This window comes from Pseudomonas sp. TWI929 (assembly GCF_039673335.1).
In the GTDB taxonomy this organism is placed as follows: Bacteria; Pseudomonadota; Gammaproteobacteria; order Pseudomonadales; family Pseudomonadaceae; genus Aquipseudomonas.
Map to the genome: position 1 here is coordinate 1 of NZ_JBDJLK010000127.1, position 10,834 is coordinate 10,834.

At 64.0% G+C, this 10,834-nt stretch carries 9 protein-coding genes; 2 read left to right on the forward strand and 7 right to left on the reverse strand.

Annotated features, from left to right (window positions below; translation table 11 throughout):
* Positions 1-225 precede the first annotated feature (225 nt).
* Together ABE456_RS27045 and ABE456_RS27050 are read right to left on the reverse strand one after the other, a co-directional pair.
* The gene (locus ABE456_RS27045; RefSeq protein WP_025337716.1) at positions 226-708 is read right to left on the reverse strand and encodes a glutathione peroxidase; all 483 of its coding nucleotides are present in this window, start codon (positions 706-708) and stop codon (positions 226-228) included.
* Positions 709-853: 145 nt separating this feature from the next.
* Positions 854-1,339 (reverse strand): peptidylprolyl isomerase, encoded by a 486-nt coding sequence (locus tag ABE456_RS27050; RefSeq protein ID WP_003259610.1) that lies wholly within the window; start codon positions 1,337-1,339, stop codon positions 854-856.
* Here ABE456_RS27050 and ABE456_RS27055 point away from each other — a divergent pair.
* A complete protein-coding gene (locus ABE456_RS27055) occupies positions 1,338-1,640 on the forward strand; it encodes a DUF3565 domain-containing protein (RefSeq protein WP_346646656.1) in 303 nt (100 codons plus the stop codon). The two genes, ABE456_RS27050 and ABE456_RS27055, sit on opposite strands and share 2 nt — an antisense overlap.
* Before the next feature lie 31 nt (positions 1,641-1,671).
* The gene (gene pta / locus ABE456_RS27060) at positions 1,672-3,759 is read left to right on the forward strand and encodes a phosphate acetyltransferase (protein WP_346646657.1); all 2,088 of its coding nucleotides are present in this window, start codon (positions 1,672-1,674) and stop codon (positions 3,757-3,759) included.
* Between the two features lie 36 nt (positions 3,760-3,795).
* Here pta and ABE456_RS27065 read toward each other — a convergent pair whose 3' ends face one another.
* The 5 genes from ABE456_RS27065 to ABE456_RS27085 all read right to left on the reverse strand — a co-directional run bounded on the left by ABE456_RS27065 (position 3,796) and on the right by ABE456_RS27085 (position 10,578).
* Positions 3,796-4,506, reverse strand: coding sequence for an OmpA family protein (locus tag ABE456_RS27065; RefSeq protein WP_346646658.1), 711 nt, complete (start codon positions 4,504-4,506; stop codon positions 3,796-3,798).
* 109 nt (positions 4,507-4,615) lie between these two features.
* Positions 4,616-5,260 (reverse strand): MBL fold metallo-hydrolase, encoded by a 645-nt coding sequence (locus ABE456_RS27070; RefSeq protein WP_346646659.1) that lies wholly within the window; start codon positions 5,258-5,260, stop codon positions 4,616-4,618.
* Between the two features lie 144 nt (positions 5,261-5,404).
* Positions 5,405-6,097, reverse strand: a complete 693-nt coding sequence (locus ABE456_RS27075; RefSeq protein WP_346646660.1) for a HAMP domain-containing sensor histidine kinase — start codon at positions 6,095-6,097, stop codon at positions 5,405-5,407.
* Positions 6,094-7,701, reverse strand: coding sequence for a response regulator (locus tag ABE456_RS27080; RefSeq protein ID WP_346646661.1), 1,608 nt, complete (start codon positions 7,699-7,701; stop codon positions 6,094-6,096). Before ABE456_RS27080 ends, ABE456_RS27075 begins: the two co-directional genes overlap by 4 nt.
* Positions 7,702-7,860: 159 nt before the next feature.
* Positions 7,861-10,578 (reverse strand): LuxR C-terminal-related transcriptional regulator, encoded by a 2,718-nt coding sequence (locus ABE456_RS27085; protein WP_346646662.1) that lies wholly within the window; start codon positions 10,576-10,578, stop codon positions 7,861-7,863.
* Between the last annotated feature and the right edge of the window lie 256 nt (positions 10,579-10,834).

Here is a 10,834-nt window from a genome sequence, read left to right on the forward strand (position 1 = left end):
GCGCCTCCACAGCTACAACGGCTATGAAACACCGGTAGCCATGGAGGAAAAGCTCAAGATAGCGGCATGAACCTTAACCGGTGTCCAAAATTACTTGACCAGTTCACCTTGTGTCGCGATAGGGCTGCAAGGCAGCCCCTCGATCATTGCGGTGACGCTGATATTCGGGGCCGCCATACGGCCCGATCGCAACACAAGGCCGCTTCTACAGGGACCGGGAGGCGTTCAGGCCAGCGCTTTCTCGATAGCCTGCACCACTGCCGGATCATCCGGCGCCGTACGCGGCGAGAAGCGCGCCAGCACCCGGCCGTCCTTGCCGACCAGAAACTTCTCGAAGTTCCAGGTGATGTCGCCGGGAAACTCAGCGCCCTCGCCCGCCAACAAGCGGTACAGCGAGTGGCGCTGCGGCCCGTTGACTTCCAGCTTGCCCCCCAGCGGGAAGCTCACGCCGTAGTTGAGGCTGCAGAATTCCTGGATTTCCTTTTCGCTGCCCGGCTCCTGGCCGGCAAATTGGTTGCACGGCAGGCCAAGCACGTTGAAGCCCTTGTCCTTGTATACCTGGTAGAGGTTCTCCAGGGCCTTGTATTGCGGCGTGAGGCCACATTTGGAGGCAACGTTGACCACCAGCACCACTTGGCCCTTGAACGGTGCGAGGGGCAGCTCCCCGCCGTTCAGCGCGTCCAACTTCAGGTCGTGAAATGCACTCATGTTGAAATCCCCTCTCAGGTTCCCGGTTGCCGCGCTGGCGAATTCCGCCCACTAAAAAGGCGCTCGTCCAAACCGTCCACCTCCCGTAGGAAGGCAAATCGGCTTGCCCGAGCGCCTGGCGACTTTCTGAGCTTAGCGCAGAAAATCAGTGGTGATGGCCACCTTCACCGTGGATGTGACGGTGAGCGATTTCTTCGTCGCTGGCATCACGCACGTTGACTACCTTGACCTGGAAGGTCAGGCGCTGACCGGCCAGCGGGTGGTTGCCGTCAACGGTGACGTCGTCACCATCGATGTCGCGGATGGTGACGATCTGCATCTGGCCGTCCGGTGCCGAAGCGTGGAACTGCATGCCCACTTCCAGCTCGTCGACGCCTTCGAACAGGCTGCGGTTCAGGGTGCTGACCAGCTCGGCCAGGTATTCGCCGTAAGCGTCTTCTGGCTCGATGGAAACGTTCAGCTCGTCACCGGCCTGCTTGCCTTCCAGGGCTTTTTCCAGGCCCGGGATGATGTTGCCGGCACCGTGCAGGTAAACCAGCGGCGCACCACCGGCGGAGCTGTCGATGGTCTCCCCGGCGTCGTTGGTCAGGGTATAGTCGATGGAGACAGCCTTGTTGGCGGCGATCAGCATGGGGCAAGACCTTTTGCAAAAGTATGTAGAGCGGACAAGTGTAACCAAGCCATCGCCCGATTGCGAACGCACCGCAGACGAGCAACGGCCCATCAGTCGGATCACTGGCTTCCACCAGGACGATGAAGGCCACTGGGTGGCCGAACTGTCCTGTGGCCACACCCAGCACCTGCGCCATCAGCCACCGTGGCAGGCACGCCCCTGGGTGCTCGACCCTTTGCTGCGCGCGCAACGCATCGGCCAGCCTTTCGCTTGCGGCTGGTGCGCACAAGGGGCCGATAGCGCTACCCTTGGCCGTTAATTTCTTGCACCGCTTATTTCGAGAAGCACGCATGCAAACATTTTTCATTGCGCCGACCGACTTCGGTGTCGGCCTGACCTCCATCAGCCTGGGCCTGGTGCGCACCCTGGAGCGCGCTGGCCTGAAGGTCGGCTTCTTCAAGCCGATCGCCCAGCCACACCCCGGTGACACCGGCCCTGAGCGCTCCACCGAGCTGGTAGCCCGCACCCACGGCATCCGGCCTCCCGTGCCGCTGAGCCTGGCCCATGTCGAGCGCATGCTCGGCGACGGCCAGCTGGACGAGTTGCTCGAAGAAATCATCCGCCTCTACCAGCAAGCCTGCGTCGGCAATGACGTGGTGGTGGTCGAGGGCATGGTGCCCACGCGCCACGCCAGCTATGCAGCGCGGGTCAACCTGCACCTGGCCAAGAGCCTGGATGCCGAGGTGATCCTGGTGTCGGCACCGGAAAACGAAGTGCTCAGCGAGCTGTCCGGCCGGGTCGAACTGCAGGCCCAGCTGTTCGGCGGCCCGCGTGACCCGAAAGTGCTCGGCGTGATCCTCAACAAGGTGCGCACCGACGAAAGCATGGCGGACTTCGCCACCCGCCTGCGCGAGCACTCGCCCCTGCTGCGCGGCAACGACTTCCGCCTGCTCGGCTGCATCCCCTACCAGCCCGAGCTGAACGCCCCGCGCACCCGCGACGTGGCCGAGCTGCTCGGCGCCCAGGTGCTCAATGCCGGCGATTACGAGCAGCGGCGCATGAGCAAGATCATCATCTGCGCGCGCACCGTGGCCAACACCGTGCCGCTGCTGACCTCGGGCACCTTGGTGGTGACCCCGGGCGACCGCGACGACATCATCCTCGCCGTCAGCCTGGCGGCGATCAATGGCGTACCGCTGGCCGGCCTGCTACTGACCAGCGACAGCAAGCCCGACGCGCGCATCCTCGGCCTGTGCCGCGGCGCCTTGCAGGCCGGCCTGCCGATCCTGTCGGTAAGCACCGGCTCGTATGACACGGCCAACCAGCTCAACTCGCTGAACCGCGAAATCCCGGTGGATGACCGCGAGCGTGCCGAATTCATCACCGACTTCGTTGCCAGCCACCTCGACGCGGCCTGGTTGCACCAGCGTTGTGGCACCCCGCGTGAATTGCGCCTGTCGCCGGCGGTGTTTCGCTACCAGCTGATCCAGCGGGCGCAGCAGGCCAACAAGCGCATTGTCCTGCCAGAAGGCGCCGAGCCGTTGCTGGTGCAGGCCGCAGCTATCTGCCAGGCGCGCGGCATTGCCCGCTGCGTGCTGCTGGCCAAGCCCGAGGATGTCGACGCCGTGGCTCGTGCCCAGGGCATCACCTTGCCGCCGGGCCTGGAGATCCTCGACCCCGAGCTGATTCGCGGGCGTTACGTGGAGCCGATGGTCGAGCTGCGCAGGAGCAAGAACCTCAACGCGCCGATGGCCGAGCAGCAACTGGAAGACCCGGTGGTGATCGGCACCATGATGCTGGCGCTCGACGAAGTGGACGGCCTGGTCTCGGGCCTGGTGCACTCCACCGCCAATACCATCCGACCTGCCCTGCAGCTGATCAAGACTGCACCGGGCTCGAGCCTGGTGTCATCGGTGTTCTTCATGCTGTTCCCGGAGCAGGTGCTGGTGTATGGCGACTGCGTGATGAACCCGCACCCGAGCGCTGCCGAACTGGCCGAGATTGCCCGGCAGAGTGCCGAATCGGCGCAGGCATTCGGTATCGCGCCGCGGGTGGCGATGATCAGTTACTCAAGCGATTCGGCCAGCGATGAGGAAGTCGAGAAAGTACGCGAAGCGACTCGCCTGGCACAGGGTGCGGCGCAGGAGCTGCTGATCGACGGACCGCTGCAGTATGACGCGGCGGCCAACCCGGCGATTGCCCGCGACCTGGCGCCGGGTAGCCCGGTGGCCGGGCGTGCCACGGTGTTCGTGTTCCCCGACCTGAATACCGGCAACACCACGCACAAGGCGGTGCAGCGTAGCACCGACGGGGTCAGCATGGGGCCGATGCTGCAGGGCTTGCGCAAACCGGTGAACGACTTGCCGCGCGGGGCTCAGGTTGACGATATCGTGCATACCATTGCCCTGACGGCGATTCAGGCGAGCGTAGGGGGTTAGAACTTGGGGCCGCAAAGCGGCCCCAGGGTTGATGCCTTACTGCTGAACCTGCCCTTGGTCATACTGCTGACCCGGAATCGGCTTCAGGTTCACTTCCACACGGCGGTTCTGCGAGCGGCCATTGGCGTCGGCGTTGCTGGCAATCGGCTGGTCCGGGCCCATGCCACGTACCGAAACACGCGAGGCATCCACGCCCTGCGATGTCAGGTAGCTGCTGACCGCCTGCGCACGGCGCTGGGACAGGTCCATGTTGTGCTGGCGGCTGCCGGTGCTGTCGGTGTAGCCGACCACTTCGATGGTGTTCTGGTTGAACTGCTTGAACGAGCTGGCCAGGTTGTTCAGCGGCGAGTAGAAGCTTGGCGCGATGTTGGCCGAGTCGGTGGCGAAGGTGATGTTGCCTGGCATGATCAGCTTGATCTGGTCACCCTGACGCTGCACTTCCACGCCGGTGTTGGCCATTTGCGCGCGCAGTTCGGCTTCCTGCTTGTCGGCGTAGTAGCCGTAACCGGCAGCGGCGGCACCCACGGCGGCAGCGCCGATCAGTGCACCCTTGCCACGGTTGTTGTGGTCGATGGCGGCACCGGCAATGGCGCCGGCCAGCGCGCCCAGGCCGCCATATTTGGCAGTCTTGCTCATCCCCGTGGAGCCTTGCGCCTGACCTTGGCTGTCATAAGGGTTCTGGCCGGCACAGCCGGTCATCAGGGCAGCGGCGGTTGCGACGATAATTAGACGACGCATGGTGAACATGGACAAGCTCCTACTGAAATTCATAAATGCGGCAGATCACAATGGGATCTATGCCAGCCTTGGATTGCCGGGACAACAAAAAATTCCGTGAAAGTGTTTTCACGTGCAATCAGGCACGTACGAAAGGGTTCTCACGCATCTCGTCGCCCAGGCGGGTGTCGGGCCCGTGGCCGGTCACCACGATGGCTTCTTCGTCTAGCCGGTACAGCCGCTCCTTGATGGAGCGAACGATCGCCCGCTGGTCGCCCCCCCACAAATCGGTGCGGCCAATGCCACGGCGGAACAGGGTATCACCCGCGATCAGCAGCTTGGCATCGGCAAACCAGAAGCTCATCGAGCCGGGGGTGTGGCCTGGGGTGTGCAGGGCCACGCCGCAACCGCAAGCCAGCTCTTCATCATCACCCAGCCAGCGGTCTGGCGCAGGCACCGGGGTGTAGGGCACACCGAACATCTGGCACTGCATCTCCAGGTTGTCCCACAGTACCTGGTCGTCCTTGTGCAGGTGCAGCGTGGCGCCGGTCAGCTCCTTGAGCTTGCCCGAGGCCAGGAAGTGATCGAAGTGCGCATGGGTGTGGATGATGCTAACCAGGGTCAGGCCGTGGGCCTGCAAGCGGGCGAGGATCTTGTCCGGGTCACCGCCCGGGTCGACGACGATGGCCTTTTTGGTCAACGGGTCGCCGATCAGGGTGCAATTGCATTGCAGGGGGCCTACGGGGAAGGTTTCGCGGATGAGCGCAGGCGGGGTTTGGGTCATTGTGTACTCGGCGGCAAAACTGGGGTTCTGCGCAGAGCCTGACAGGAAAATGCGATGGGTGCACGTGGTTCATGCCTTGCAAGGCGGAGCGCCTGTGGGACCGAACGCCGCCCGCGCAGCGCGATCTCACAGGCGCCACAAGATCTAAGGCAGGAACAACCTGAACAACCCACCGCCAAGCGCCCCGCCATTGGAGATCTCGATCCGCCCACGCACTCCGCCGCTCTCATGCAGCGCCGCAATCCGCGCCGCAAAGTACAGGCCCAGGCCGGTACTGCCGCTGTTCGAATCAATGCCCTGGATGAACTCTTGCTGGCGTTCGAGCATGCGCTGTGGATAACCCGGGCCGTCATCGTTCACGCAGATGGCCAGCTGGTTGTCTGCCTCCTCGATGGTGATCAGCAAGGCATGCCCGGCAAAGCGGGTGGCGTTGGTGATCACGTTGGCGATCACCGAGGCCACCAGTTCGCGGTCGAAGAAACCCAGCGGGTTATCGGTGTCGATGCGCCAGGTGGCGAGGATGTCTTTGTGCTTGAGCACTTCCTCATGTGCAGCCAGCTGGGCTTCGATGAAGTCGTCCAGCTCGTGGTAGTCGGGGCACACCGGCAGCTGGTTCACACCCAGTTTGTACAACCCCAGCAACTGCACCAGCATGCCGTTGAGGTGGCGAAACTCATGCTCCATCACCCCCTGCTCGGCCCCTGCGCGCAGTTCCTCGGGCAAGCGCTGCATCCACTGGTTGTGAGACTGGATCAGCGCTGACAGGGAGTTCTTCAAGTCGTGCACGGTGGAGGCGATCACCGTGGAAAAATCCAGCCCCTGATTGTCTTGATTCATGCGCCGAACACTCGGATGTGCAATTTGCGATAGCGGTCGTAACGGTTGTCGCTGGTGGGGATGCCGGCCACGCTGGTCAGCGCGTCGCGGCATTCCTGCATGATCGCGGGCTGAGGGTCGTCACCGCCGACGCGCAGCAGCGCCTGGGCGGTGTTGAGGGCGATGCTGATGTTCTTCGGCTGCAAACCCAGTGCCTTGCGGAACAACTGCAGCGCCTCGCCAAGCTGCCCTCCCTGGTAACTGCGCACACCCTGGCGATTGAGGGTGACCGCTTCGGTAATGGCGTTGAGCACGCTGGGGTCGTCGGTCAGCTTGCCCACTTTCTCCATGACCTTCGGGTCATCGCCATAACTCTCCACACAGCTCCTCAGCACGCCGATGGCGGCGGCGTCCTGCCCCATTGCCTGCAACTGCGCGGCAACGGTCAGGGCCGAATCGACCGAGAAGAACTGGTTCATCTTGTCCAGGCGCAGGATCGCCTGTTCAGTCAGCTTGGCGGCCGTTTCAGGGTCGCCCGCCTGCTGCAGGCTGGCGGCTTTCATCATCCGGGCACGCACTTGCAAGCCCTGGTCCTCGGGGTTTTCCTTGGCCACCTCGCTAAGCGTGGTGTTGATCTCGACCCGGGTACGCGCATCCAGGCCAAAACCTGCATTCTTGCTCATCAGCGCCTGCACCAGGCCCAGGTTGTTCTCGGGGTCTTTGTAGCGTGAGCTCTGCCCTTGGTTCACCGCATGGCGGAACGCCTTCGATGCACTCTCGAAATCTTCGTTTTCCAGTGCCAGCTTGCCCAGCGTCGACTGCCGGCGCACCGACAGTGGCGACAGGCGCACGGCCTCTTCGAGCATATTCTGCGCACGCCTGGTCTCACCCTGGGCCACCAGCACTTCGGCCATGCCATCGTACAGGCCGGGCATGATCGGGAAGGCCTTGAGCGCCTGCTCGTACACCCCCTGGGCCTGGGCATTCTGACCCCGCTTGTGCATCAGGCTGCCCAGGGCCGAGTACACCCACGGCTGCGGGCGGCTGGCCAGGATGGCCTTGAGAAACTTCTCCAGTTCCTCGAAGCGGTTGAGGTTGCGCAAGGCGTCGGCCCGATAGCGCAGGCACAGCGGGGCCAGCCGCGGGTCGCGCTTGCACAGCTCGGCGCAGGCCGCCAGCACTTCGGCCGGGCGATTGCGGTCCAGGGCCTGCAGGATTGGCTTGAGCAAGTTCTTGCGCTGGTACAGCTTCTCGACGCGCTGGGCCAAGCCAACCCGGTTGAACGGTTTGGTCAGGTACGCATCGGGCTCGTGCTCGATGGCGCTGAGGACAATGGCCTGGCTGCTCTCGGCAGTGACCATGATGAACACGCACTCATGGCTGATGTGCTTGTCGATTATCAGGTCCTCAAGCACCTGCTGGCCGTTCTTCTTGCCATCGCCCAGGTGGAAGTCCTGCAGGATGAAGTCATAGCGCTTCTGCGCGCACATGCGTAGCGCCTGCTCGCCGCTGTCGGCAGTGTCAACGTCACGCACGCCCAGCTCGCGCAGCATGGAACGAGTCGACGTGCGAAAGTCGGTAAAGTCGTCGACGATCAGAAAGCTCTTTTGCCCGTACTGCAGCATCAACACGACCTGCCTTGGAATGATTGAAAAATCGCGCGAGGCGATGCCACCGATCGCTGTATCGGCAGCTGGTCGGGAAAGATGAGGGTAGAGCCTTGGCCAGCACCAATAGCGGCCACAGGCCACTACTTTAGCGGGCAATGAGCTACAGGGCCAATATCACCCCAGCAACCCTAGGGACTTGGCCTTGGCCACCGCCTGGGTACGCCGCTCCACCCCCAGCTTGCTGTTGATGTGGCTGGCGTGGGTTTTTACGGTGTGCAGCGAAATGAACAGCCGCTCGCTGATCTGCAGGTTGGAACAGCCTTGGGCAATCAGTTCGAGCACGGCCAGCTCACGACCACTCAGGGCTTCACCGCTGCCGGTGCTGGCAGCCGGCATTTGTGGCAAGCGTTTGAGCAACTCTGCCTGCACCGGGCAAGCGGCACCGGCCTGCAACTGCTCGTGAAGCCACTGCGGGTGCTTCTCCAGCAACGGCTGGAACGGCTGCAGCACACCGCCGTGGGCAGCCTCCAGCAAGCTTGGCAGCAACTGCGCGGCCTGCCCTTCCCGGCCTTCGCCCAGCAACAAGGCGACCCATTGGCACAGGGCGCTGACCGTGAGCATCATGCCGCCACTGGACTGGCCGCGCTCGACCAGGCTGGACAAGCGCTGTATTGCTTCGTCACAACGCGCCTGGATACGTTCGAGCAACGCCTGCTGCAACTCGATGTGCAACGGCAACAACGGGTGAAACTCCGGTGCCGCCGCCGGTTGCTCGCCGCCGTAGGTCTGGCCAAGGCGCAGCAACCACGACTCGGCCAGGTCGGTGCGCCCCTGGGCCAGCCACAGCTCGCATTTGACCAAGGTGATCATGGCCAGGTAGTAGACCGGCGGCACGTCCCAGATATGCATCAGGCGCTCGGCCTCGGCCAACTCGGCAAAGGCCTCGGCAAAGTGCCCTTCCCGGCCATCGAGCGTAGCGATCACGCAGTGGCCGATGAGCACGCTGATGTCCCGGCAAGCCCGCGCCTCGCCCAGCCCCGCACGCAAGCGCGCACGGCCCTGGGCCGGCTGCAGACGCGAGACCAGCAGGTAGCCTTCGTATAGCGTCAGGCGGGCGCGCACGGCATACAGGCGCTGCGCCGAAAGCCCTTGCAGGCGCTGCAGCCCCTGACGTACCTCGTCCAGCGCCCGCAACACCTCGCCACGGGCGTGCAGTACCCGCGCCCGGTCGTAATGGGCCAAGGCCTCGAACAAAGGGTTGCCAACACGCTGGGCCAGTTCCAGCGCCTCGCGGTTCCAGCCACGGGCGCGCCAGAAGTCGCCATCGGCAATGGCCAGGTTGGACAGCGTCGACAGGCATACCAGGCGTTGGCCGTAACGCTTGCTCGGCAGGCTCTGCAGCGCTTCACCGCAATAGGCCAGGGTGCGCTCGCGGTCGCCACGGCCACGGGCGATGACACCACTCAGCGCCAGCCACTGGGCCAGCATGGAATTTTGCGCGGTTGCCGAAGGCGCTGGCAGGAAGCGGCTGAGGTAGCCCGCCAGCTCCTCGGCGGCGTCCAGCTGGCAAGCCAGGCCCAACGCCCAGCTGTACAGCACGATCAAGCGCGGCGTGCTGATCAACAGGCTGTCGGGCAGGTCCATCTTCCAGCGCAGCAACATGCCGACGTTCTGCTCGGCCAGCAGCTGCTCTTCGGACAAGCTTTGCACCAGGTCGGCGGCGACATCCAGGTGGCCAGCACGCAGTGCCTGCTCCACCGCCTCGTCCAGCAGCCCTTGGGTTTCAAACCAGCGGCAGGCACGCAGGTGCAGGCCAGCCAGCGGCTCGCTGGCCTGGCGGCTGCGCAGCAGGTCGGAGAACAGGTGGTGATAGCGGAACCAGTGGCCATGCTCGTCCAGCGGCACCAGGAACACTTGGTGCGCCTGCAGGAAGCGCAGGATCGCGGCACTGTCGTGGCGGCCACGCAGGGCATCGCACAGTGGGGCGCAGAAACGCTCCTGGCAGGCGGTTTCGTACAAGAAGGCCTGTACGTCGGCGGGCAGCATGTCGATGACTTCTTCAAGCAGGTAGTCGCGAATCAGGCCCTCGCCACCGTGCAGCGCCTGGGGCAAGGCCTGCTCGTCAGCCGACTCGCTGGCGGCCAGCTGCCAGAAGCGCAGCCCGGCCACCCAGCCGTCGCTGCGCAGGATCAAGTTGTCCAGGGCCTGGCCACGCAGGCCGGTGGGCTGGCGACCGATTACCGCCAGCGACTCTTCGGCGGTGAGGCGCAACTCCTGCTCGTTGAGCTCGATCAGCTGCCGTGACAGGCGCAGGCGCGCCAGGTGCCAGTCGGGGCGCTGGCGGCTGGTGACCAGCAAAACCAGGCCGGGCGGCAGGTGGTTGAGGAAGAACTGAAGACAGCGGTCGAGCACCGGCCCCTGGGCCAGGTGGTAGTCGTCCAGCACCAGCAGCAGTGGGGTATCCGCTTGCAGGTACAGCGCCAGCTCATCGAGCAGGCCGTCGAGCCATTCTTCGAAGGCGAATGGCTGATGGCGCTGGCGCATTTTCAGCAGGCCCATGGCCTGGCCGCCCAGTGCCGGGCAGTACTGCTGCAGGCCTTCGAGCAGGCGTTCGAGGAAGCGCCCAGGGTCGGCATCGCGCTGGCTCAGGCCCAGCCACAGGCTGCGCCAGTGCTCGGGCAACGCTTCGCAAAATTCGATGGCCAGGGAGCTTTTGCCGAAACCGGCAGGGGCATTGACCAGCAACAGGCGCCCGCCGAGGCCGGCTTGCAAACGCTGGCACAAACGCAGGCGCGGCACATGGCCGTCCGGCAGTGGCGGCCGGAAGAAACGCCCGTCCAGCAGGCCCAGGGCCTGGCTGGCGAATCCATGCGTACGGGACAGATCTGTCATGGCCGGCTCATTCTGGTTGGAAGACTACGGCGATATGGATGCTTGCGAGACTAGCGGGTAACGCTACGCATTTGAAGATGATGGGCGCAATTGCCTCGTAAAAGACTACGACAAAAAGCAACAGCGCTGATGGACAGGGGCTGGGGCGGGGGTTTGGTGGGGTATTCAGCGGGTTTATTGCCTGTTCTGGCCTCTTCGCGGGTAAACCCGCTCCCACATGGATTGCACAGGTTTCAAGTCCGGTGCAGTACCTGTG

Bases quoted from the DNA above. Each gene is read 5' to 3' on its own strand.
- ABE456_RS27075 (WP_346646660.1), bottom strand. From the start codon at position 6,097: ATGAATCAAGACAATCAGGGGCTGGATTTTTCCACGGTGATCGCCTCC.
- ABE456_RS27070 (WP_346646659.1), bottom strand. From the start codon at position 5,260: ATGACCCAAACCCCGCCTGCGCTCATCCGCGAAACCTTCCCCGTAGGC.
- ABE456_RS27045 (WP_025337716.1), bottom strand. From the start codon at position 708: ATGAGTGCATTTCACGACCTGAAGTTGGACGCGCTGAACGGCGGGGAG.
- ABE456_RS27085 (WP_346646662.1), bottom strand. From the start codon at position 10,578: ATGACAGATCTGTCCCGTACGCATGGATTCGCCAGCCAGGCCCTGGGC.
- ABE456_RS27055 (WP_346646656.1), top strand. From the start codon at position 1,338: ATGGGGCAAGACCTTTTGCAAAAGTATGTAGAGCGGACAAGTGTAACC.
- ABE456_RS27080 (WP_346646661.1), bottom strand. From the start codon at position 7,701: ATGCTGCAGTACGGGCAAAAGAGCTTTCTGATCGTCGACGACTTTACC.
- ABE456_RS27050 (WP_003259610.1), bottom strand. From the start codon at position 1,339: ATGCTGATCGCCGCCAACAAGGCTGTCTCCATCGACTATACCCTGACC.
- pta (WP_346646657.1), top strand. From the start codon at position 1,672: ATGCAAACATTTTTCATTGCGCCGACCGACTTCGGTGTCGGCCTGACC.
- ABE456_RS27065 (WP_346646658.1), bottom strand. From the start codon at position 4,506: ATGTTCACCATGCGTCGTCTAATTATCGTCGCAACCGCCGCTGCCCTG.